Here is a 23540-nt window from a genome sequence, read left to right on the forward strand (position 1 = left end):
CGGTGAACGCGATGCTGCAACGCCTGTCGCTCGGCATGCTGCTGCTGTGCGCTTTCAGCGCGGCGGCGGCCTGCGAATGGCCGGGCTGGCAACAGTACAAGCAGTTCTACATCAGCCCGCAGGGGCGGGTGATCGATCCGAGCAGCCCGAACAAAATCACCACGTCGGAGGGGCAGAGTTACGGCCTGTTCTTCGCCCTGGTGGCCAATGACCGGCCGACCTTCGACCAGCTGTTGACCTGGACGGAGAACAACCTGGCGGCGGGCGATCTCAGCGCCCGTTTACCCGCCTGGCTGTGGGGCGAGGGCGACGACAAGCAGTGGAAGGTGCTGGACGCCAACTCGGCGTCGGACGCCGATCTGTGGATCGCTTATAACCTGCTCGAAGCCGGCCGCCTGTGGAAAAGCCGGCGTTATCAAACCCTGGGGACGCTGCTGTTGCAGCGCATCGGCCGCGAGGAAGTGGCCGACATCCCCGGCCTGGGGCTGATGCTGCTGCCAGGCAAAGTCGGGTTCGTGGCGGAAGATCGCTGGCGGCTGAACCCCAGCTACCTGCCGCCGCAGCTGTTGACGCGTTTTGCGGCGCTGAACGGCCCGTGGCGCGCGATGCGCGAGATCAATCAGCGGCTGTGGTTGGAGACCGCGCCGCACGGCTTCTCGCCGGACTGGGTGGTATGGCGGGTCGGCGCCGGCTGGCAGCCGGACACCGTCAAGCCGAACGTCGGCAGCTACGACGCCATTCGGGTCTATCTGTGGGCCGGCATGCTGGCGGACGACGATGAACACAAGGCGGCGCTGCTCAAACGCTTCCAGCCGATGGCGCAGCTCACCGCCAGCCAGGGCGTGCCGCCGGAGAAAACCGATACCGCCAGCGGCAAAACCACCGGCGACGGCCCGGTCGGCTTTTCCGCCGCGATGTTGCCGATGTTGGCGGCGCAGGCCGACGCGCTGGCGGCCCAGCGGCAACGGATCGGCGAACACCCGCCGGGTGACGACGCCTATTTCAGCGCCTCGCTGACGCTGTTCGGCCAGGGGTGGGATCAACAACGTTATCGCTTTAATCGTCAGGGTGAATTGCAACCCTCGTGGGACGGCCAATGCACAACTTCAAAATAAACTGGCTGAATTTGATTCCGCTGAGTCTGGCGATGCTGCCGCAGGCGCGCGCTGCGGAGGCCGTGGCTCCGGAGCAGTGGCTGCTGGAGCAGGTGCGCATTGGCGAGGCCGGCAACAAGGACGATCTGGTGCGCCAATCGCTGTACCGGCTCGAACTGATGGATCCGAACAACCCGGACGTGATCGCCGCGCGCATGCGTTTGGCGCTGCGGCAGGGCAACATGGCGCTGGCGCAGCAGCAGTTGGACAAGCTGAAAACGCTCGCGCCGCAGTCCAGCGCTTATCGCCAGGCGCAAATGAACATGCTGCTGACCCAGCCGGAAACCCGGCAAAAGCTGCAGCAGGCGCGCCTGATGGCGACCGCCGGCCGGTTGCCGGAGGCCAAGGCGCAGTACGATGCGTTGTTCCACGGCGAGCCGCCGACGCTCGATCTGGCGGTGGAATACTGGCGGCTGGTGGCGCGCTTGCCGGGACAGGAGGCGAAGGCGTTAAAGCAGCTGCAGGCGCTGGATCAGCAATATTCCGGCAACGCGGCGCTGCGCATGTCGCTGGCGCGCATGCTGTTCAGCCAGAATCAGGACGCGCAGGCCTATGAACTGCTGCAGAAGATCGCCGCCGATCCGGCCGGGCGCGGCGACGCCGCCGATCTGTGGCTGGACAAGGTCAAAGCGATGCCGGTCAGCGCGCAGAGCGTAGCGGCGCTCAACCGTTTCCTCGGCGTGTTCGACACCGGCGATCAGGCGACCCGCGCCCGTGAAGAGCTGGCCAGACAGCAGAAACTGTTGGCCGATCCGGCTTATCAGGCGAGGGTGCGCGGTCTGGCGCAGGTGGATAAAGGCGGCAGCCGGGCAGCCATTCCAGAGTTGCAAAAGGCGCTGGCGGCGGCGCCGAACGACGCCGAGGTGCTGGGCGCGCTCGGCCAGGCCTACTCGCGCGCCGGCAACCGCCCGCAGGCGCTGAAGCTGTTTCGCCAGGCGCTGGCCGCCGACAAGAGCGGCTACGGCAGCGGCAAATGGCAGAGTCTGATCAAGAGCACCGGCTACTGGCTGGCGATCGACGAGGGCGACAAAGCGCTCAAGGCCGGCAATCTCGCGCTGGCTCGGCAGAAATATCAACAGGCGCGCCAGCTCGACGACAGCAACGGCGACGCGTTTATCGGCCTGGGCGATGTGGCGGTGGCGAGCAAGGATGACGCCGCGGCGGAAGGGTTTTATCAGCAGGCGTTGCGGCGCGATCCCGGCAACGGCAGCGCGCTGCGCGGCCTGGTGAATATCTATCAACGCCAGTCGCCGGAAAAAGCGCTGGCCTACCTTGACGGCCTGCCGCGCAGCCAGCAGGCCAAGCTGCGCAGCACTCTCGATGGGCTGCGGCTCGACAGGTTGAAACAGCAGGCGGAGACGCTGGCGCAGCAGCAACAGTGGCAGCAGGCGGCGGAAATCTATCGGCGCGCCCAGCCGATGGCGCCCGACGATGTCTGGCTGACCTATCGCTATGCCCAGGCGCTGCGTCAGGCCGGGCAGCCGCAACAGGCGGACGCCTTATTCCGGCAGCTGACGCAGCGCCAGCACGCCAATCCGCAGCTGACCTACGCCTATGCGCTCTATCTTTCCGGCAGCGATCGCGACAGGCAGGCGCTGGCGCAGCTCAATACGCTGCCTGCGGCGCAATGGAACGACAACATGCGCGAACTGGCGCAGCGGCTGAAAATGCAGGCGGTAATCGAGCATGCCGAACGGCTGCGGGCCGCCGGTGACGAAGCGGCGGCGGAAGCCTATCTGCGTCGGCAGCCGGCGGACACCCGCATCGATTTGCTGCTCGCCGACTGGGCGCTGGCGCGCGGGGAGTATGCGGCGGCGCTGGACGACTATCAGCGGGTGAAACGGCGTGAACCGAACAACCCGGATGCGCAGCTGGGCGAGATCGAAGCCTATGTGGCGCAGGGGGATCTGGACGCGGCGCGTCAGCGGCTGAAAACCGAACCGCAGCCGCAAGACGCTTCGCTCAACAGCCAACGGCGGGTCGCCAACGCCTGGGGCGCGGTCGGCGATCCGCAGCAGGCCGACGCGCTCTTCAGCCGGCTGAAAACGGCGGCGGCTTCGGAGCCCGCCGGGCAGACCAAGGCGCTTGTTTATCGTGACGCCGCCCGGCTGGAACGGGCTCAGCAACAGCCTGAGCGGGCGCAGCAGGATTACCGCCAGGCGATGGTGGCCGGCGGCATCACGCCGACGCTGCCGCAGGATAATGACGGCTACACCTATTTGACGCGCAATAATCCGAGCGACGACTGGCTGAAACGCGGCATCCGCTCCGACGCCGCGGATCTGTATCGACAGCAAGACGTGAACGTCACGCTCGATCACGATTACTGGCGCTCGAGCGGCACCGGCGGCATTTCCGACTTCAACGCGCACGACACCATGCTGCAGGTGGACATGCCGCTGTATGACGGGCGCGCCTTTTTGCGTACCGACACCGTGCAGCTGGATGCCGGCCGCTTCTCGACCGACGGCAGCGGCAAGTACTACGAAACCTTCGGCACCTGCAACACGCAAGGGTGCCGCGGCGATGAACACCAGAAAACCACCGGCACCAGCGTGGCGGCCGGCTGGAAAAACGATCGCTGGGCCGCCGACATCGGCACGACGCCGATGGGCTTTGAGGTGGTCGACTGGACCGGCGGCCTGGCCTACAGCGGCGACTGGAACCACATCGGCTGGACGCTGGCGGCCTCGCGGCGGCCGATCTCCAGCTCGCTGCTGGCGTTTGGCGGCGCCAAGGATCCGAATACCGGCACTACCTGGGGCGGCGTGCGCGCCACCGGCGTCAGTCTGAGCGCCAGCTACGATCGCGGCGAGGCGAACGGCGTGTGGGCCGATCTCAGCGCGCACCAGCTCACCGGCAAGAACGTGGCGGACAACCAGCGGCAGCGGTTGATGGCCGGTTACTACTACAAGCTGATCAACGAAGACAATCGCCGCCTGAGCGTTGGGCTCAATACCATGCTGTGGCACTACCAGAAGGATTTGAGCGGCTATTCGCTGGGGCAGGGCGGCTATTACAGCCCGCAGCAATATCTGTCGCTGTCGCTGCCGGTCAACTACCGTCAGCGCACCGAGAACTGGTCGTGGGAGCTGGGCGGTTCGGTTTCGCTGTCCCATTCCAAAACCGACAGCCAGCGCCGTTATCCGCTGCAAGGCCTGATCCCGGATTCACTGCCCGATAAGTTCGCCGTCGAGGACGGCAGCGCCTCGAGCGGCGTCGGTTATACCCTGCGGGCGATCGTCGAACGCCGTCTCAGTTCGCACTGGACGCTCGGCGCCGGCATCGACATTCAACAGGCGAAGGACTATACGCCGAGCCACGCGTTGATTTATCTGCGTTATTCCCTGGCCGGCTGGCAAGGGGATCTCGATTTGCCGCCGCAGCCGCTGACGCCTTACGCCGACTTCAAGTAGCCGGAAGGGGGAAAGATTCGGAGTGTCGGACGCCGGGGAGTTTTGTTACCCTGTGTGCGGGTCGCGTTTGTTCGCTTTAGGAAAAGACTGAAACCCGCGATTTTCTTGGTTTTGCCTGCGGCATAGCCAGATAAAAACAGCCGATGATCGAGTATACTCAGCCCGGTTCGAGGGGGCGGGTGAGAGTCAGCCCCCTTTTTTGTTTCAGCCCGATTTCACGGAGAGCAGGTTTGCGGGTCAGGCGTTCGTTAACGATTAAGCAGATGGCGACAGTGTCCGGCGTGGCGCTGGTTACGATCTGCATCTTTATCGTGATCCAGTTATTCCACTTTGTGCAGCAGCGCAGGGATGACTACGCCCAGCAACTGGAGAATATCGCCCACTCCGTGCGCCAGCCGCTGGCGGAGGCGGTGCTGCGCATGGACGTGCCGGAAGCCAAAAGGGTGCTGAACACGCTGTTGCCGGTCGGCATTCTCAGCCGGGCGGATATCGTCTTGCCGAACGAGTTTCAGGCGCTGCACGCCAATTTCCCGCCGGAGCGGCCGGTGCCGACGCTGATCGCCCGGCTGTTTGAACTGCCTATCCAAATATCCGTGCCGCTCTATTCGCTGGAACGGGTGCCGGCCAACCAGCAGCCGCTGGCCTACCTGGTGCTGCAGGCCGATTCGTTCCGCATGTATCAGTTTATCCTCAGCATATTGTCGACCATGCTGTCGACCTACCTGCTGCTGGCGCTGATCCTGTCGGTGTCCATCACCTGGTGCATGAACCGGCTGATGGTGCATCCGCTGCGCGCGATGGCCAAAGAGCTGGAGAACATCTCGCAGGACGAAGCGCCCTATCATCAACTGATGCTGCCGGCGCTGCACCAGGATGATGAGCTCGGCCTGCTGGTGCGCAATTACAACCGCAATCAACAGACGCTGGCCAAGGCGCATGCCGACATGAGCCGCCTGAGCACCCGCCACCCGGTGACCGAACTGCCGAACCCGGCCTTGCTGAACGCGTTGCTGGAACAGCATATCGCCTCCAGCCTGCGCCCCGAGCGTTTTAACCTGCTGGTGATCGGCATCGAGACGCTGCATGAAGCGTCGGGCGTGATGAGCCCGGCGATGCGCGAGGCATTGCTGTTGGCGCTGGCGAAGAAGCTGCGCGGCTGCATCGACGAAAACGGCGTGCTGGCACAGCTGAGCAATACCGAATTCGCCATCCTGGCCAAGGGCATCGAGCGGCCGTTCCACGCTATGCAGCTGGCGCGGCGCATCATGGCGGAGATCAACGCGCCGTTGACGCTGGAAGGACTGGCGCTGCGGCCCAACGCCAGCATCGGCATCGCCCACTACCTCAATCAGGGGGAGAGTGCGGAACAGCTGCTGCGTAGCGCCACCTCGGCGATGATGTCCGCGCATCGCGAAGGGAAAAATCAGATCCTGTTCTTCGAACCCAGCCTGACGGAGCGCACGCAGAAGCGATTGACGCAGGAGAGCGAGATCCTGCACGGCATTGAGCAGCGGCATTTCACGCTGTTCCTGCAGCCACAGATCGACATGCAGTCCAACGAGGTGATTGGCGCAGAAGCGTTGCTGCGCTGGCAGCAGTACGACGGCAGCTATACCCTGCCGGCCGACGTCATTCCGCTCGCGGAAGAGCTGGGCGTGATTGTGCCGCTCGGCAACTGGGTGCTGGAAGAGTCCTGCCGTATCCTGGCGGACTGGCAGCAGCGCGGCATTGCGCTGCCGCTGGCGGTCAACGTTTCCGGCATTCAGATGCAGGACGAGGCGTTTGTTCCGCATCTGAAAAATCTGCTGGCGCAGTATCGAATCGATCCGCGCAAGCTGCTGCTGGAGATCACCGAGACGGTACGCATCGACGATCTCGACCGCGCGCTGGCGCTGCTGCGCGAGCTGCACGATCTGGGGCTGTCGATCGCGTTGGACGACTTCGGCATGGGCTACTCCAGCCTGGAGTACCTGAACCGGTTGAAATCCCTGCCGATCGATTTGATTAAAATCGACCGCAGTTTCATTCAGGGGCTGCCGGCCGACGATGCGATGGTGCGCATCGTCAGTTCAATCTCTGAAGTGCTGGCGTTGCCGGTGATGGCCGAAGGCGTGGAAAACGCCGAGCAGCGCGACTGGCTGCTGAAGCACGGCATTCGCAGCGGGCAAGGGTTCCTGTTCGCTCGGCCGCTGCCGCGTGAAGCGTTCGAAACCGAGTTTTGCCGCGCGGCGCCGTGAGCGCCGCGTTACCTTTCCGGTACTTTTCCCCGTCCGAAAATCGCTATTCCACTCATACCTCTTTTGCGTTAGTGCAAACAAAGGCTTACGCAATTTTCAGCTTTGCACCCGGACTGACGCGTTTCAGCTCTTAAATTCACATCAACCCTGAGGGGTGGGTGCAACAAATTATTTCCATGTTGTTAAGTGGGTGTTATTTTCCGCGCAAGCAATGAACAGGCTGGATTTTTAGACTGCCGCCTGGTGCGTGTCTTCCCCCCATAGGATGTTCATATGAAAACAACAATTTTTAAGAGCCTCTATTTTCAGGTGCTGACGGCGATCACGCTGGGTATCCTGCTTGGCCACTTCTACCCTGACCTCGGCGCCCAGATGAAACCCTTGGGCGATGGCTTCGTCAAACTGATCAAGATGATTATCGCCCCGGTGATTTTCTGCACCGTGGTGACCGGCATCGCCGGCATGGAAAGCATGAAGGCGGTGGGGCGCACCGGCGCCATCGCGCTGCTGTATTTTGAAATCGTCAGCACCCTCGCGCTGATTATCGGCCTGGTGATCGTCAACCTGGTGCAACCGGGCGCCGGCATGAACGTCGATCCCGGTACGCTGGACGCCAAAGCGGTGGCGATCTACGCCGAGCAAGCGCAGCAGCAGGGCATCATTCCGTTCCTGCTGGACATCATCCCCGGCAGCGTGATCGGCGCGTTCGCCAGCGGCAACATTCTTCAGGTGCTGCTGTTCGCGGTACTGTTCGGCTTCGCCCTGCATCGTCTGGGCGACAAAGGGCAGCTGATCTACAACGTGATCGACAGCTTCTCGCGGGTGATTTTCGGCATCATCAACATGATCATGCGTCTGGCGCCGCTGGGGGCCTTCGGCGCCATGGCGTTTACCATCGGTAAATACGGCGTCGGCACGCTGGTGCAACTCGGCCAGCTGATCGTGTGCTTCTATATCACCTGCATCCTGTTCGTGGTGGTGGTGTTGGGCAGCATCGCCCGCGCCAACGGCTTCAGCATCTTCAAATTTGTCAACTACATCAAAGAAGAGCTGCTGATCGTGCTGGGGACCTCGTCGTCTGAATCCGCGCTACCGCGCATGCTGGATAAAATGGAGAAGTTGGGCTGCAAGAAATCGGTGGTGGGTCTGGTGATCCCGACCGGATACTCCTTCAACCTGGACGGCACCTCTATCTACCTGACCATGGCCGCGGTGTTTATCGCTCAGGCGACCAACACCCACATGGATATCATGCATCAGATTACCCTGCTGGTGGTGTTGCTGCTCTCCTCCAAAGGGGCGGCGGGCGTGACCGGCAGCGGCTTTATCGTGTTGGCCGCCACCATCTCCGCCGTGGGCCACCTGCCGCTGGCCGGCCTGGCGCTGATCCTCGGCATCGACCGCTTTATGTCGGAAGCCCGCGCGCTGACCAACCTGGTGGGCAATGGCGTGGCGACCGTGGTCGTGGCCAAATGGTGTAATCAGCTGGATGAGAAGCAGCTGAAAGACACCCTGAACAACAAAAATACCGGCGCGGACAAAACGCTGCCTTCCGCCTGATTTCGGCGGTAAATCACCGGTCGCATCCGCGGCCGGTGAGCTTCTTCCCCTGCCTCGTAACGATTTTTTGCATTAAAAACCCCGCAATCTATTATTTTTCACTCTAATGAGTGACATCCGCAAAGGCGCGCGGTCTAACACGATGGTACACTTTCTGCTTTCCGCCCCACCGTGAAACTCAGGGCGTATTTTTATGATTCCATTGAATGGAATACACGCATTTGCATAAGAAATTGGATAGTCATTAAGTAGGGGTTCACATGCAGGGCACCAGAATTCATCTTATAGTTGGTGGGCTGCTACTGGCGGCAGCCAGTGGCAGCGTGCAGGCTGAAGCACTACAACCCGATCCTGCCTGGCAGCAGGGGGCGCTGGCCAACGGGTTTTCATGGCAGATTCTCGATACGCCTCAGCGGCCGAGCGACCGCGTGGAACTGCGGCTGATCGTCAATACCGGCTCTTTGGTGGAGTCTTCGCAGCAGACCGGCTTTGCCCACCTGTTGCCGCGGCTGGCGTTGACGCGCAGCGAAAGCTTCACGGCGCCGCAGCTGCGGGCGCTGTGGCAGCAGAGCGTAGATAACGAGCGGCCGCTGCCGCCGGCTATCATCTCGTACGATTTCACCATGTATAACCTCAGCTTGCCGAACAACCGGCCCGATCTGCTGAAAGAAGCGCTGGCCTGGCTGGCGGACACGACCGGCAAACTGGCGATCGACGAGCACACGGTGCACGCGGTGATGAATTCCAGCATCAATCCGGTCGGCACTTTCCCACCCAATACTAAAGACGCCTGGTGGCGTTACCGCCTGAAAGGCTCGACGCTGCTGGCGCACGATCCGGCGCAGCCGGCGAAACGGCCGGTCAACCTTGAGCAGTTGAAGAAATTCTATCAGCAGTGGTACACACCGGACGCCATGACGCTGTTCGTGGTCGGCAAGGTTGACAGCCGCAGCCTGGGCGAGCAGATCAACAAGGCTTTCTCGCCGCTGCAGGGCAAACGTGAAACCCCGGCTCCGATGCCGACCCTGACGCCGCTGCCGCAGCAGCCGGTGAGCCTGATCAGCGAGCAGGTGAAGCAGGATACGCTGTCGATCATGTGGGATTCGCCGTGGCACCCGATTCGCGATTCGCAAAGCCTGCTGCGCTACTGGCGTGGCGATCTCGCCCGCGAGGCGTTGTTCTGGCACCTCCAGCAGACGCTGGAAAAAAGCGACCAGAAAAACCTGCATTTGGGCTTTGACTGCCGCGTGCAGTACCAGCGCGGGCAGTGCGCCATCCACCTGGATACGCCGAACAACAACCTGAACGGCAGCCTGGGCTTCATTGCCCGCGAACTGGCCAACGTGCGGGACAACGGCCTGTCGAAAGAGGAATTCGATGCGCTGCTGGCGCAGAAAAACGATCAGCTGAGCAAGCTGTTCGCGACCTACGCCCGTACCGACACCGACGTGCTGATGAGCCAGCGTCTGCGGTCGCAGCAGAGCGGGGTGGTGGATATCGCGCCGGAGCTGTACCAGAAGTTGCGCCAGGAGTTCCTGTCCAGCCTGACGCTGGAGACGCTGAATCAGGCGCTGAAGCTGCAGTTGTCTCAGGACGCGACGTTGGTGCTGATGCAGCCGAAGGGCGAGCCGGAAATGAGCATGAAGCAGCTGCAGGATACCTATAACGGCATCATGATGCCGCCGCCGGCGGTGGTGACGGAAGAAGCCAAACCGGCGGACACCGCAGTCGCTTCGCCGGCGACGGACGCCGCTGGCGCGCAGTAATTCGTGGCAGGGGGCTCAGGCCCCCTCAGTTGCGGTACAGCACCTTGATGATATGGTAACCGAACTGGGTTTTGACCGGGCCGTAAGGTTTGAGCAGCGGGATGCTGAACACCGCTTTATCGAACGCAGGCACCATTGCGCCTTTGTTGAATTCGCCCAGCGAGCCGCCGTTGCGTTTTGACGGGCAGCTCGAGTATTTGCGCGCCAGCGTGTCGAAGCTGACGCCGCGCTTCAGCTTGGCCAGCAGCTCGTTGGCCAGCTTTTCATTGTCTACCAGAATGTGCAGGGCGCACGCCGTTTTTGCCATGGTATTGCCTTTGTCGATGCGAAAATTGCGCTGATTATACCCGCTAAATCTCATCGGCGCTTTCTGCTACAATTCCCTTCCACGTTTTACAGTCGAGCAAGTCAGCGCCATGCGATTAAACCCCAGCCAACAACAAGCCGTCGAATTCGTTACCGGGCCCTGCCTGGTGTTGGCCGGTGCCGGTTCCGGCAAGACGCGCGTTATCACCAACAAGATAGCCCACCTGATCCACCACTGCGGCTATCAGGCGCGGCACATCGCCGCCGTGACTTTTACCAACAAAGCCGCGCGCGAGATGAAAGAGCGCGTGTCGCAAACCCTGGGACGCAAAGAGGCGCGCGGGCTGATGATTTCCACCTTCCACACTCTGGGGCTGGAAATCATCAAGCGGGAATATGTGGCGCTGGGCATGAAGTCCAACTTCTCGCTGTTCGACGACCAGGATCAGCTGGCGCTGTTGAAAGAGCTGACCGAAAAGTGGCTGGAAAGCGATAAGACGCTGGTGGCGCAGCTGATTTCGACCATCTCCAACTGGAAAAACGACCTGATCGATCCCCAGCGGGCGGCGGAGCTGGCGCGCTCGGAGCGCGACAAGCTGTTCGCTCACTGCTACGGCCTTTACCACGCCCATATGCGGGCGTGCAACGTACTGGACTTCGATGACTTGATCCTGCTGCCGACGCTGCTGCTGCAACGCAACGAAGAGGTGCGTGAACGCTGGCAGCAGCGCATCCGCTATCTGCTGGTGGATGAGTATCAGGATACCAACACCAGCCAATACGAGCTGGTGAAGCTGTTGGTGGGCCATCGCGCGCGCTTTACCGTGGTGGGCGACGACGACCAGTCGATTTACTCCTGGCGCGGCGCGCGGCCGCAGAATCTGGTGCTGCTGAAGGAAGATTTCCCGGCGCTGCAGGTGATCAAGCTGGAGCAAAACTACCGTTCCAGCGAGCGCATTTTGAAGGCGGCCAACATTCTGATCGCCAATAACCCGCACGTGTTTGAAAAGCGGCTGTTTTCTGAGCTGGGGTATGGCGAGGAGCTGAAGGTGGTGACCGCCAACAACGAGGATCACGAAGCCGAGCGCGTGGTGGGGGAACTGATCGCCCACCACTTCGTGAAAAAAACCAACTACGGCGACTATGCGATTCTCTACCGTGGCAACCACCAGTCGCGGGTGTTTGAAAAGATGCTGATGCAGAACCGCATCCCGTACAAGATTTCCGGCGGCACGTCGTTCTTCTCTCGCCCCGAGATCAAGGATCTGCTGGCCTACCTGCGCGTGCTGACCAACCCGGACGACGACAGCGCCTTCCTGCGCATCGTCAATACCCCCAAGCGCGAGATCGGTCCGGCGACGCTGCAGAAGCTCGGCGAATGGGCCAACCAGCGCAACAAGAGTTTATTCCACGCCAGTTTCGATCTGGGGCTGAGCCAGCACTTGACCGGGCGCGGGCTGGAATCGCTCCAGCGCTTCACCCACTGGCTGGGCGGCATCGCCCAACAGGCGGAGCGTGAGCCGGTGGCGGCGGTGCGCGATCTGATCCGCGGCGTGGATTATGAAAGCTGGCTGTTTGAAACCTCGACCAGCCCGAAGGCCGCCGAAATGCGGATGAAGAACGTCAATACGCTGTTCGGTTGGATGACGGAGATGCTGGAAGGCAACGATTTGGACGAGCCGATGACGCTGACCCAGGTCGTGACGCGCTTCACCCTGCGCGACATGATGGAGCGCGGTGAAAGCGAAGAGGAGCTGGATCAGGTGCAGCTGATGACGCTGCACGCTTCCAAAGGGTTGGAGTTCCCCTACGTGTTCCTGGTGGGCATGGAAGAGGGGCTGCTGCCGCACCAGAGCAGCATCGACGAAGACAATGTCGATGAAGAGCGGCGTCTGGCCTATGTGGGGATCACCCGCGCGCAAAAAGAGCTGATCTTCACCCTGTGCCGCGAACGCCGTCAGTACGGTGAGTTGGTGCGGCCGGAGCCGAGCCGATTCCTGCTGGAGCTGCCGCAGGACGATTTGGCGTGGGAAACCGAGCGCAAAGTGGTGAGCCCGCAGGAGCGGATGCAGAAGGGGCAGAGCCATCTGGCCAATATCCGCGCCCAGCTGGCCAAGGCCAAAGGCGGGAATTAAAAAGAAAGGGCGCTCATCGCGCCCTTGCTATTTCAACGTTGTTCTTCCAATCGCAGCGTCCAGTGGACGTAGCTCTGCCAGTGGCTTTCCTGCTCCAGCGCCTCGGCGCGCAGCGGATGCTGCTCCAGCCAACCCGGCGGCAAGATCACCGTCAGTTCATCGTCCTGATTGGCGCGTAAACGCACCGCCGGCAGCGTGTCGTCGCGGCGGCGGCTGGCGAAGATGATCGCCAGGCGCAAAATGCGGCACAGACGCTGCGCGGTGCGCGGCGGCAGGGCGTTTTGCTGGTTCAACAGCGACAGGTCGAGGGTGTTGCTCTGGTTTTGCAGCAGGGTGGCCAGCAGTTTTTTCTGCGCGGGGGTAAAGCCGGGTAAGTCCAGGTGGCGGATCAGGTAGGCGGCGTGTTGCGGCGCCTGCTTGAAATCGACGCTGAGGCCGAGTTCGTGGATCAGGCTGGCGCTGTGCAACAGCTCGCGACATCGCGCATCCAACTGCCACTCGTTGGCGACCTGCTGCGAGAAGTTGGCGGCGAGCTGGCTGACGCGCTCGGCCTGCTCGGTGTCGATCAGGTAGCGACGCTGCAGGTTGCGGATGGTGCGGATGCGAATATCCTGCTCCACCGGCAGATGCAGCATGCCGTAAACCAGGCCTTCACGCAGCGCCCCGCCGGCCAGCATCATGCTTTCGATGCCCAGCTCCTGGAAGATGGCCAGCAGAATGGACAGGCCGCTCGGGAAGACCAGCGCGCGTTCCAGCGTCAACCCTTCGATCTCCAGCTCTTCCAGCTTGCCGCACTGAATGGCCCGCTGTTTCAATTGGCGCAGCTTGGGCAGGGTGATGCGTTCATCCATGCCTTGCGCCACCATGATTTCCTGCAGCGCTTGCACGGTGCCGGAAGCGCCGACGCAGATTTGCCAACCTTGCTGGCGCAGCTGCGGCGCGATCGGCCGCACCATTTCGCGCGCGGCCTGTTCGGCGCGCTCGAAGTTTTCTTGCCCGAGGTTGCGATCGCTGAAGTAGCGCTCCAGCCAGGTGACGCAGCCCATCGACAGGCTGTACAGCTGCGATGCCTGTGCGCCGGTGCCGGTGACCAGTTCGGTGCTGCCGCCGCCGATATCGACGACCAGCCGCCGATCCGGCCCGCCGGTGGTGTGCGCGACGCCATGATAAATCAGCCGCGCTTCTTCTTCGCCGCTGATGACCTGCACCGGGCAGCCGAGGATTTGCTCGGCGGCTTGCAGGAACTCATCGGCGTTGGACGCCAGGCGCAACGTGGCGGTGGCGACGACGCGGATCTGCTCGCGCGGGATGTCCTGCAGGCGTTCGGAGAACAGCCGCAGGCACTGCCAGCCGCGTTGCATGGCCTCATGCGACAGGTGATTGTGCTGATCCAGTCCGGCCGCCAGGCGCACCTTGCGCTTTATCCGCGCCAGAGTCTGAATGCTGCCGGCCACCTCGCGCACCACCAACATATGGAAGCTGTTGGAGCCGAGATCGATGGCAGCATAAAGCGTGCTGGAGCTGAGCATGGCGATCAGCTCGAGCGTTTACGGTTGCTGCGCGGCGCGCCGCCGCGACGTGGCGCGGAGTTGCGACGTGGGCCGTTGCCGCCGCGCGGACGCGACAGGCGCTTCGGCGCCGGCAGATCGGTCAGCAGCGCATCGCTGTTGTACTTGCTCACCGGAATGCTGTGATCGATATAGGTCTCGATCGCCGGCAGGTTGAGCGCGTACTCTTCACAAGCCAGGCTGATGGAGTGGCCGCTGGCGCCTGCTCGGCCGGTACGACCGATGCGGTGCACGTAGTCTTCGCAGTCGTCAGGCAGATCGTAGTTGAAGACGTGCGTGACGGCGGGAATGTGCAGACCGCGCGCGGCGACGTCGGTGGCGACCAGGATATCCAGATTGCCCTTGGTGAAGTCGTCGAGGATGCGCAGGCGTTTTTTCTGCGCCACGTCGCCGGTCAGCAGGCCGACGCGGTGACCGTCGGCGGCCAGGTGGCCCCAGATGTCTTCGCAGCGGTGCTTGGTGTTGGCGAAGATGATGGCGCGATCCGGCCACTCTTCTTCGATCAGCGTCTGCAGCAGACGCATTTTTTCTTCGTTGGACGGGTAGAACAGCTCTTCTTTAATGCGGTGGCCGGTTTTCTGTTCCGGTTCCACTTCAACATATTCGGCGTTGTTCATCTGCTCGAAGGCCAGTTCGCGTACGCGATAGGACAGCGTGGCGGAGAACAGCATGTTCAGGCGTTGATCGGCCGCAGGCATGCGGCGGAACAGCCAGCGGATGTCTTTGATAAAGCCGAGATCGTACATGCGATCGGCTTCATCCAGCACGACAACCTGCATCGCGCCGAGATCGACATAGTTCTGCTTGGTGTAATCGATTAAACGGCCGGTGGTGCCAATCAGAATGTCCACGCCGCTTTCCAGCACTTTCAGCTGTTTGTCGTAGCCGTCGCCGCCGTAGGCCAGGCCCAGCTTCAGGCCGGTGCTCTGGGAGAGGGCTTCCGCATCGGAGTGGATTTGCACCGCCAGTTCACGCGTAGGCGCCATGATCAAGGCGCGCGGCTGATTGGTCTGGCGATCCTGTTTCGCCGGGTGGGTCAGCAAATAGTGAAAAGTAGACGCCAAAAACGCCAGCGTCTTTCCGGTACCGGTTTGCGCCTGACCTGCAACGTCACGCCCGGAGAGCGTGAGCGGCAATGCTAACGCCTGGATGGGCGTGCAATTGTGAAACCCTTTTTTCTCAAGGGCTTCAAGGACTAACGGGTGCAGGGCGAAGTCGGAAAACTTCTGTTCGGTCAAGTGTGTTTTGCTCATAGTGTGGTAGAATATCAGCTAACTATTGCTTTACGAAAGCACATCCGTTGAAATAAACGCGGTGCAATAAAATCACCTTGAGTTGGTTAATGCTACACCAACAAGGTAGACATAATCCTGTGGAGTAGAACATGAGCGATAAAATTATTCACCTGACTGACAGCAGCTTCGAAGCTGACGTGCTGAAAGCGGAAGGGCCGATCCTGGTCGATTTCTGGGCTGAATGGTGTGGGCCGTGCAAGATGATTGCTCCGATTCTGGATGAGATTGCCGAAGAGTTCGAAGGCAAACTGACCATCACCAAGCTGAATATCGATCAGAACCCGGCTACCGCGCCTAAGTACGGTATCCGTGGCATCCCTACGCTGTTGCTGTTCAAGAACGGTGAAGTGGCCGCGACCAAGGTTGGCGCGTTGTCCAAAGGTCAGCTCAAAGATTTCCTGAACGCGAATCTGTAATCGGGCGGGAAGCCCAGTATCAGGCGCCTGGCGGTGATGTTCAATTCACCGCTAGACGCCTGCCAAGAAGCGTGTTAAGTTTAACCACACTGCATATAGAACTTGCCCGAAGTTTTAAATCTAAAGAGTTTGAATCTAAAGCTATACTCTGTGTCGAACCACCGGCGTTGAAAGTAAACTGAACTCAACCCGTGTTTTGGCAATCAAACGGTTTTGCAAAAATCATTTTTAAGGTACCTTCGATCTTCAACCGTCAATGCGTGCGCCCGATGTAAGCCATTTCTTACCGCGACGGCTCTGCGCCCGGTGATCGAACGTCCAGTAAACAGGCACGCATCTCGCTGCCATACCATTCACGATACAAGTTCGAGACATACCCCGAGTTTAAGAACCCACCACTATGAATCTTACCGAATTAAAGAATACGCCGGTTTCTGAGCTGATTACTCTCGGCGAAAATATGGGGCTGGAAAACCTTGCCCGCATGCGCAAGCAGGACATCATCTTCTCCATTCTGAAGCAACATGCGAAAAGCGGAGAAGATATCTTCGGCGACGGCGTGCTCGAGATATTGCAGGATGGATTCGGTTTCCTCCGCTCTGGAGACAGTTCCTACCTCGCCGGTCCCGACGACATCTACGTATCCCCTAGCCAAATCCGCCGCTTCAACCTCCGCACAGGTGACACCATTTCCGGTAAGATTCGTCCGCCAAAAGAAGGCGAGCGCTATTTTGCCCTGCTGAAAGTCAACGAAGTCAACTACGACAAGCCGGAAAACGCCCGCAGCAAGATCCTGTTCGAGAACTTGACGCCGCTGCACGCCAATTCCCGTCTGCGGATGGAACGCGGCAACGGCTCGACCGAAGACTTGACGGCGCGCGTACTGGATCTGGCGGCGCCAATTGGCCGCGGCCAGCGTGGCCTGATCGTGGCACCGCCGAAAGCCGGTAAAACCATGCTGCTGCAGAACATCGCGCAGAGCATCGCCTACAATCACCCAGACTGCGTGCTGATGGTGCTGCTGATCGACGAACGTCCGGAAGAAGTGACCGAGATGCAGCGCCTGGTGAAAGGCGAAGTGATCGCATCGACCTTCGACGAGCCGGCTTCGCGTCACGTGCAAGTGGCCGAAATGGTGATCGAGAAGGCCAAGCGCCTGGTTGAGCACAAAAAAGACGTGATCATTCTGCTCGACTCCATCACCCGTCTGGCGCGCGCCTACAACACCGTGGTGCCGGCCTCGGGCAAGGTGCTGACCGGTGGTGTGGACGCCAACGCCCTGCATCGTCCGAAGCGCTTCTTCGGTGCGGCGCGTAACGTGGAAGAGGGCGGCAGCCTGACCATTATCGCGACCGCGCTGGTTGATACCGGTTCGAAGATGGACGAAGTGATCTACGAAGAATTTAAAGGTACCGGCAACATGGAATTGCACTTGGCGCGTAAAATCGCCGAGAAACGCGTATTCCCGGCTATCGATTACAACCGCTCCGGTACCCGTAAAGAAGAGCTGCTCACCACCTCTGAAGAGCTGCAAAAAATGTGGATCCTGCGCAAAATCATTCATCCGATGGGTGAAATCGACGCGATGGAGTTCCTCATTAATAAGTTGGCGATGACTAAAACCAACGATGAATTCTTCGATATGATGAAACGCTCATAATTCGTTAAAAAATTCGCTGAACGCCACGCCTAGTCGTGGCGTTTTTCGCTTTTGGCGGATACGATAAGTAGCAGTAATGGAAAAGTAAGTTGTTTCCTCGACTTATTGAGAATTCATCTTGTTTGTCGGTCGGTTTCGCGCCGGTCGGCTTTGCTGCTGTCATTTTGTCAGTCGATGCGAAGAAAATAGGCATGAATCACCGTTGTCATAGGAAATGACCGAAAGGTAGCGGGGGCCAATGGCACAAGCCTTAGCCCGTGGTAAGCTGCCTTATCTTCTACAGAGATCTGTTAACTGTGAACTTACTCACTATGAGTACTGAAATTCTATTTGTTTTCCTGTTTTCTTTGGCTTTTCTCTTTGTTGCCCGCAAGGCGGCAAAACGTATTGGTCTGGTAGATAAACCCAATTATCGCAAACGCCATCAGGGGCTGATTCCTCTGGTCGGCGGTATTTCCGTTTATGCCGGGTTGTGCTTCGCGTTTTGGATCTCTGAACAACCCATCGCACACGCCAAGCTTTATCTCACCTGCGCCGGTATTCTGGTGTTTGTGGGGGCGCTCGACGATCGTTTCGATATCAGCGTTAAAATTCGCGCCCTGGTGCAGGCGCTGGTCGGCATCGCCATGATGGTGTTCGCCGGTCTGTATCTGCGCAGCTTCGGCCATGTGCTGGGTGACTGGGAGATGCTGCTGGGGCCGTTCGGCTATCTGGTGACGCTGTTCGCGGTATGGGCGGCGATCAACGCTTTCAATATGGTCGACGGCATCGATGGTCTGCTGGGCGGTTTGTCGTGCGTCTCCTTCGGGGCGCTGGGCCTGCTGCTGTACCTGAGCGGCCATCATGAGCTGGCGTTCTGGTGCTTTGCGATGATCGCCACTATCGTTCCCTATATTTTGCTCAATCTCGGCATCCTCGGCCGCCGTTATAAGGTGTTTATGGGGGATGCCGGCAGCACCCTGATCGGCTTTACCGCCATTTGGCTGCTGCTGCAAAGTTCACAGGGAAAGGCGCACTCGATCAACCCGGTGACCGCGCTGTGGATCATCGCTATTCCGCTGATGGACATGATAGCAATCATGTATCGTCGTTTACGCAAGGGGATGAGCCCCTTCTCTCCCGATCGTCAACATATTCACCACCTGATCATGCGCGCCGGCTTTACGCCGCGGCAGGCTTTCGTGCTGATCACCCTGGCGGCCGCGTTGCTGGCTGCGGTGGGCGTGATCGGCGAACGCCTGACTTTTATCCCTGAGTGGGTTATGTTGGCATTATTCTTGCTTGCCTTCTTCCTGTACGGTTACTGCATCAAGCGCGCCTGGCGGGTTGCGCGGTACATTAAGCGTATCAAGCGCCGGCTGCGGCGTTCGGGCGATAACAAGCAAGTACCTTAACCAGAGACCAGAGGCTTTTTGGCTGTGATGAATCCAGAAACAACGTCTGACAAGCATACCCCGGCGGTGGATAACGAACTCGATATCCGCGGCCTGTGCTGCACCCTGTGGCGCGGCAAACCGTGGATTATCGGCATTGCGGTGCTGTTCGCGGCGGTCGCGCTGATCGTTTCTTACCTGGTTAAGCAAGAGTGGAGCGCCACCGCGATCACCGACAGGCCGACGGTGAATGCGCTGGGCGGTTATTACTCCCAGCAGCAGTTCCTGCGCAATCTGGATGTGCGCACGCTGCCGGCGGCGGCGGCCGGCGATCAGCCGAGCATCGCGGATGAAGCGTACAATGAATTCATCATGCAGCTGGCGGCTTACGACACGCGTCGCGATTTCTGGCTGCAGAGCGATTACTACAAACAGCGTCAGGAAGGGGATGCCCGTGCCGATGCGGCATTGCTCGACGAGCTGATCAATAACATCCTGTTTACGCCGCGCGACGACAAAAAAGTCCCGAACGACGGCGTGAAGCTGACGGCGGAAACCGCCGCGGACGCCAACCGCCTGCTGCGCCAATACGTGGCCTTCGCCAGCCACCGCGCAGCCCTGCACCTGAACGAAGAGATCCAGGGCGCGTGGGCCGCTCGCACCACCTCGATGAAGGCACAGGTCAAGCGTCAGGAAGCGGTCGCGGAGTCGGTTTACAAGCGCGAGCTGAACACCACGCAACAGGCGTTGAAAATTGCCGAGAGCCAGGGGATCAGCCGTACGCAAACCGACACTCCGGCCGAACAGTTGCCGGATTCGGATCTGTTCTTGCTGGGCCGGCCAATGCTGCAGGCGCGTCTGGAAGGCCTGCAGGCCTCCGGCCCGACCTACGATCTGGATTACGATCAGAACCGCGCAATGCTGGCGACGCTGAATGTTGGCCCGACGTTGGATGAGAAGTTCCAGACCTATCGCTATTTGCGCACGCCGGAAGAGCCGGTAAAACGCGACAGCCCACGCCGGGTCTTCTGGCTGATTTTGTGGGGCGCGATGGGCGCGTTGGTTGGCGCCGGTGTGGCCTTGGCGCGTCGGCAGCCGAAGTAACCATAGATTTAACTTACCGATGGGCGCTTAGTGCGCTCGGTTCGCAGGTACGCCTGCGCTTAACTGACCAAAAAGAGATTCTCTGTGAAAGTGTTGACTGTTTTCGGCACCAGACCTGAAGCCATTAAAATGGCGCCGCTGGTACATGCTTTGGCTCAGGATGAGGCCTTTGACGCAAAGGTCTGTGTAACGGCGCAGCATCGTGAGATGCTGGATCAAGTATTGCGGTTGTTTGAGATTACGCCGGATTACGACCTGAACATCATGAAACCTGGCCAGGGGCTAACGGAAATCACCTGTCGCATCCTGGAAGGGCTGAAAGGGGTGTTGGAAGAGTTCAAACCTGATGTGGTGCTGGTGCACGGCGATACCACCACCACGCTGGCGACCAGCCTGGCGGCGTTCTATCAGCGAATTCCTGTCGGGCATGTGGAAGCCGGATTGCGTACTGGCGATCTGTACTCCCCTTGGCCTGAAGAAGCCAACCGAACTCTGACGGGGCATTTGGCGAAATTCCATTTTGCGCCGACCGAAAATTCACGTCAAAACCTGCTGCGCGAAACACTGCCGGATAATCAGATTTTCGTGACCGGCAATACGGTAATCGACGCGCTGTTTTGGGTGCGCGATCGGGTGATGAGCGATGCCGCTCTGCAGGCTAGCCTGGCGCAGCGTTACCCGTTCCTCGACGCCGACAAAAAACTGATTCTGGTCACCGGCCATCGCCGGGAAAGTTTCGGCGGCGGTTTTGAGCGGATCTGCAGCGCGTTGGCTCAAATAGCCCGCAACCACCCGGAGGCGCAGGTAGTATATCCGGTGCACCTGAACCCGAATGTCAGCGAGCCGGTCAACCGTATTCTGAAAGGTATCGATAACATCATGTTGATCGAACCGCAGGATTATCTGCCGTTTATTTATCTGATGACCAAAGCGCACCTGATCCTGACCGATTCCGGCGGCATTCAGGAAGAGGCGCCCTCGTTAGGCAAGCCGGTGCTGGTGATGCGCGATACCACCGAGCGTCCGGAGGCGGTGGATGCGGGAACGGTGCGTCTGGTTGGGACCGATGTGACCAAAATCGTTGATACGGTAACTCGGTTGTTGACGGACGAAAGCGAATATCAAGCGATGAGCCGGGCGCATAACCCATACGGTGACGGACATGCCTGCCAGCGTATCCTCGAAGCCTTAAAGAATCATCAGGTGACACTATGAGCTTTGACACTATTTCTGTCATTGGTCTGGGTTATATCGGCTTGCCAACGGCGGCGGCGTTTGCCTCACGCAAGAAAAAAGTGGTGGGCGTTGATGTAAACCAACATGCGGTAGATACCATTAACCGTGGCGCGATCCACATCGTCGAACCGGATCTGGATAAAGTGGTCAAGGACGCCGTTGAGGGCGGTTATCTGCGGGCGGTGACCAAACCGCAGCCGGCCGATGCGTTTCTGATCGCGGTGCCCACGCCGTTCAAGGGCGATCATGAACCCGACCTGAGCTATGTCGAGACAGCGGCGAAGTCGCTGGCACCGGTGCTGAAAAAAGGCGATCTGGTGATCCTTGAGTCCACTTCGCCGGTGGGCGCCACTGAGCAGGTGGCGGAATGGTTGGCTGAAACGCGCAGCGATCTCAGCTTCCCGCAGCAAGCGGGCGAAGCGGCGGACGTGAATATTGCCTACTGCCCGGAACGCGTGTTGCCGGGGCAGGTGATGGTGGAGCTGATTAAAAACGACCGTGTGATCGGCGGTATGACGCCGAAGTGCTCGGCGCGCGCCAGTGCGCTATACAAGATTTTTCTCGAGGGTGAATGCGTACTGACTAATGCGCGAACCGCCGAGATGTGCAAGCTGACGGAAAACAGCTTCCGTGATGTGAACATTGCCTTTGCCAACGAGCTGTCGTTGATTTGCGCCGAGCAGGGGATCAACGTCTGGGAACTGATTCGTTTGGCGAACCGTCATCCGCGAGTGAATATTCTGCAGCCTGGCCCGGGCGTCGGCGGCCACTGCATCGCCGTCGATCCGTGGTTTATCGTGGCGCAAAATCCGCAGCAGGCGCGTCTGATCCACACCGCGCGCCTGGTAAACGACGGTAAACCGCTGTGGGTAGTCGACCGGGTGAAAGCGGCGGTAGCCGATTGCCTGGCCGCGACTAACAAGCGCGCGTCCGAGGTGAAAATCGCCTGCTTCGGCCTGGCGTTCAAACCCAATATCGACGATCTGCGTGAAAGCCCGGCGGTGGAAGTTGCCCATTTGATTGCTGATTGGCATTCGGGGGAAACGCTGGTCGTGGAACCTAACGTCGAACACCTGCCGGCATCGTTGGTGGGTCATGTGGCGTTGAAAACGATCGCTGAGGCGTTGCAGCAGGCCGATGTGATCGTGATGTTGGTCGATCATCAGCAGTTCAAGGCCATCCGGCCGGAAGAGATCAAGCAAAGCTGGGTGGTGGATACCAAAGGAGTTTGGCGTTGAAGCGTATCTTAGTCACCGGTGGCGCCGGATTTATTGGTTCTGCGGTCGTGCGACATATCATCGAGGCCACCGGCGACAGCGTAGTGGTGGTGGATAAGCTGACCTATGCCGGTAACCTGGAGTCGCTGGCGGTAGTGGCCGACAGCGATCGTTATGCCTTCGAGCAGATCGACATCTGCGATCGCGTCGGGTTGGATCGGGTGTTTGCCCGCTATCAGCCGGATGTGGTGATGCACCTGGCGGCGGAAAGTCACGTCGATCGCTCTATCGACGGCCCGGCGGCGTTTATCGAGACCAACGTGGTCGGCACTTACACCCTGCTGGAAGCGGCGCGCCACTATTGGCAGCCGTTGGCGGCGGAGAAGAAGCAGGCTTTCCGCTTCCATCATATCTCCACCGACGAAGTGTACGGCGATCTGCATGGCACTGACGATCTGTTCACCGAAACCACGCCCTATGCGCCGAGCAGCCCGTATTCCGCTTCCAAGGCGTCGAGCGATCATCTGGTGCGCGCCTGGCTGCGCACCTATGGTTTGCCGACCCTCGTCACCAACTGTTCGAACAACTACGGCCCTTATCACTTCCCGGAGAAGCTGATCCCGCTGGTTATCCTGAATGCCGTCGCCGGTAAACCGCTGCCGGTATATGGCAACGGCGCGCAGGTGCGCGACTGGCTGTATGTCGAGGATCACGCGCGCGCGCTCTATCAGGTGGTGACCGAAGGCGTGGTGGGCGAAACTTACAATATCGGCGGCCATAACGAGCGCAAGAATATCGAAGTGGTGCAGACCATCTGTGACCTGCTGGAAGAACTGGCGCCGAACAAACCGCAGGGCGTGGCGCACTACCGCGATCTGATCACTTACGTCAAGGATCGTCCGGGCCACGATATGCGTTACGCCATCGACGCTGGCAAGATCGACCGTGAGTTGGGGTGGCGGCCGCAGGAAACGTTCGAAAGCGGCATTCGCAAAACCGTGGTTTGGTACCTGAATAACGAAGTCTGGTGGCGCCGGGTGCAAGACGGTTCTTATGCCGGCGAGCGTTTGGGGCTGTCCGATTGAATGTAGCGCAGT

Annotated in this window: 16 protein-coding genes; 13 read left to right on the top strand and 3 right to left on the bottom strand. The window is 60.0% G+C overall.

All coding sequences use genetic code 11. The features are described from left to right. Positions 1-2: 2 nt before the first annotated feature. The 5 genes from bcsZ (at position 3) to ACUTQY_RS19700 (ending at position 10133) form a co-directional block, all read left to right on the top strand. On the top strand, positions 3-1115 hold the full coding sequence (gene bcsZ / locus ACUTQY_RS19680) for a cellulose synthase complex periplasmic endoglucanase BcsZ (protein WP_080273430.1): 1113 nt from the start codon (positions 3-5) through the stop codon (positions 1113-1115). Beyond that, the gene (bcsC, locus tag ACUTQY_RS19685; RefSeq protein ID WP_096242708.1) at positions 1097-4570 is read left to right on the top strand and encodes a cellulose synthase complex outer membrane protein BcsC; all 3474 of its coding nucleotides are present in this window, start codon (positions 1097-1099) and stop codon (positions 4568-4570) included. Before bcsZ ends, bcsC begins: the two co-directional genes overlap by 19 nt. 230 nt (positions 4571-4800) lie before the next feature. Beyond that, on the top strand, positions 4801-6807 hold the full coding sequence (gene hmsP, locus ACUTQY_RS19690) for a biofilm formation regulator HmsP (RefSeq protein WP_046688042.1): 2007 nt from the start codon (positions 4801-4803) through the stop codon (positions 6805-6807). A gap of 273 nt (positions 6808-7080) precedes the next feature. Next, complete coding sequence (locus tag ACUTQY_RS19695; protein ID WP_033645049.1) at positions 7081-8367, top strand: dicarboxylate/amino acid:cation symporter; 1287 nt, start codon at positions 7081-7083, stop codon at positions 8365-8367. Positions 8368-8627: 260 nt separating this feature from the next. After that, positions 8628-10133, top strand: a complete 1506-nt coding sequence (locus ACUTQY_RS19700) for a M16 family metallopeptidase (RefSeq protein WP_033645048.1) — start codon at positions 8628-8630, stop codon at positions 10131-10133. Positions 10134-10158: 25 nt separating this feature from the next. Here ACUTQY_RS19700 and ppiC read toward each other — a convergent pair whose 3' ends face one another. Further along, on the bottom strand, positions 10159-10440 hold the full coding sequence (gene ppiC / locus ACUTQY_RS19705; RefSeq protein ID WP_004934175.1) for a peptidylprolyl isomerase PpiC: 282 nt from the start codon (positions 10438-10440) through the stop codon (positions 10159-10161). Positions 10441-10549: 109 nt separating this feature from the next. Here ppiC and rep point away from each other — a divergent pair, with 109 nt between their 5' ends. Further along, complete coding sequence (gene rep / locus ACUTQY_RS19710; RefSeq protein ID WP_033645047.1) at positions 10550-12574, top strand: DNA helicase Rep; 2025 nt, start codon at positions 10550-10552, stop codon at positions 12572-12574. Positions 12575-12606: 32 nt separating this feature from the next. Here the strand turns inward: rep and ppx are convergent, their stop codons facing one another. Both ppx and rhlB read right to left on the bottom strand, forming a co-directional pair. Continuing rightward, positions 12607-14103: an exopolyphosphatase gene (gene ppx / locus ACUTQY_RS19715; RefSeq protein ID WP_033645046.1), complete on the bottom strand. Its 1497-nt coding sequence runs from the start codon at positions 14101-14103 to the stop codon at positions 12607-12609. Between the two features lie 5 nt (positions 14104-14108). Further along, positions 14109-15395 (bottom strand): ATP-dependent RNA helicase RhlB, encoded by a 1287-nt coding sequence (gene rhlB, locus ACUTQY_RS19720; protein ID WP_033645045.1) that lies wholly within the window; start codon positions 15393-15395, stop codon positions 14109-14111. A 131-nt stretch (positions 15396-15526) separates the two neighbouring features. On the opposite strand from rhlB, the gene trxA reads away from it, so the two are divergent. The 7 genes from trxA (at position 15527) to rffG (ending at position 23528) form a co-directional block, all read left to right on the top strand. Further along, entirely contained in the window at positions 15527-15853 is a 327-nt protein-coding gene (gene trxA / locus ACUTQY_RS19725; RefSeq protein ID WP_004934187.1) for a thioredoxin TrxA, read from the top strand. 400 nt (positions 15854-16253) lie between these two features. Next, positions 16254-17513, top strand: a complete 1260-nt coding sequence (gene rho / locus ACUTQY_RS19730) for a transcription termination factor Rho (protein WP_004934188.1) — start codon at positions 16254-16256, stop codon at positions 17511-17513. Between the two features lie 296 nt (positions 17514-17809). Beyond that, positions 17810-18907, top strand: a complete 1098-nt coding sequence (wecA, locus tag ACUTQY_RS19735) for a UDP-N-acetylglucosamine--undecaprenyl-phosphate N-acetylglucosaminephosphotransferase (RefSeq protein ID WP_025160399.1) — start codon at positions 17810-17812, stop codon at positions 18905-18907. A 27-nt stretch (positions 18908-18934) separates the two neighbouring features. Continuing rightward, positions 18935-19990 (top strand): ECA polysaccharide chain length modulation protein, encoded by a 1056-nt coding sequence (gene wzzE / locus ACUTQY_RS19740; RefSeq protein ID WP_033645043.1) that lies wholly within the window; start codon positions 18935-18937, stop codon positions 19988-19990. Between the two features lie 84 nt (positions 19991-20074). Beyond that, complete coding sequence (gene wecB / locus ACUTQY_RS19745) at positions 20075-21205, top strand: non-hydrolyzing UDP-N-acetylglucosamine 2-epimerase (protein ID WP_033645042.1); 1131 nt, start codon at positions 20075-20077, stop codon at positions 21203-21205. Further along, positions 21202-22464 carry a UDP-N-acetyl-D-mannosamine dehydrogenase gene (gene wecC / locus ACUTQY_RS19750; protein ID WP_033645041.1) on the top strand — a complete coding sequence of 421 codons (1263 nt, stop codon included), beginning with the start codon at positions 21202-21204 and terminating at the stop codon, positions 22462-22464. The genes wecB and wecC overlap by 4 nt, the downstream gene beginning before the upstream one ends. Beyond that, positions 22461-23528, top strand: a complete 1068-nt coding sequence (gene rffG / locus ACUTQY_RS19755) for a dTDP-glucose 4,6-dehydratase (protein ID WP_033645040.1) — start codon at positions 22461-22463, stop codon at positions 23526-23528. The genes wecC and rffG overlap by 4 nt, the downstream gene beginning before the upstream one ends. The last annotated feature ends 12 nt before the right edge of the window (positions 23529-23540 follow it).

This window comes from Serratia sp. TSA_130.1, from assembly GCF_052691795.1.

Excerpts from the sequence above, each read along its gene's own strand:
- rep (WP_033645047.1), top strand. The coding sequence starts at position 10,550 with ATGCGATTAAACCCCAGCCAACAACAAGCCGTCGAATTCGTTACCGGG.
- trxA (WP_004934187.1), top strand. The coding sequence starts at position 15,527 with ATGAGCGATAAAATTATTCACCTGACTGACAGCAGCTTCGAAGCTGAC.
- wzzE (WP_033645043.1), top strand. The coding sequence starts at position 18,935 with ATGAATCCAGAAACAACGTCTGACAAGCATACCCCGGCGGTGGATAAC.
- ACUTQY_RS19700 (WP_033645048.1), top strand. The coding sequence starts at position 8,628 with ATGCAGGGCACCAGAATTCATCTTATAGTTGGTGGGCTGCTACTGGCG.
- bcsC (WP_096242708.1), top strand. The coding sequence starts at position 1,097 with ATGCACAACTTCAAAATAAACTGGCTGAATTTGATTCCGCTGAGTCTG.
- ppx (WP_033645046.1), bottom strand. The coding sequence starts at position 14,103 with ATGCTCAGCTCCAGCACGCTTTATGCTGCCATCGATCTCGGCTCCAAC.
- wecC (WP_033645041.1), top strand. The coding sequence starts at position 21,202 with ATGAGCTTTGACACTATTTCTGTCATTGGTCTGGGTTATATCGGCTTG.
- ppiC (WP_004934175.1), bottom strand. The coding sequence starts at position 10,440 with ATGGCAAAAACGGCGTGCGCCCTGCACATTCTGGTAGACAATGAAAAG.
- rhlB (WP_033645045.1), bottom strand. The coding sequence starts at position 15,395 with ATGAGCAAAACACACTTGACCGAACAGAAGTTTTCCGACTTCGCCCTG.
- rho (WP_004934188.1), top strand. The coding sequence starts at position 16,254 with ATGAATCTTACCGAATTAAAGAATACGCCGGTTTCTGAGCTGATTACT.
- ACUTQY_RS19695 (WP_033645049.1), top strand. The coding sequence starts at position 7,081 with ATGAAAACAACAATTTTTAAGAGCCTCTATTTTCAGGTGCTGACGGCG.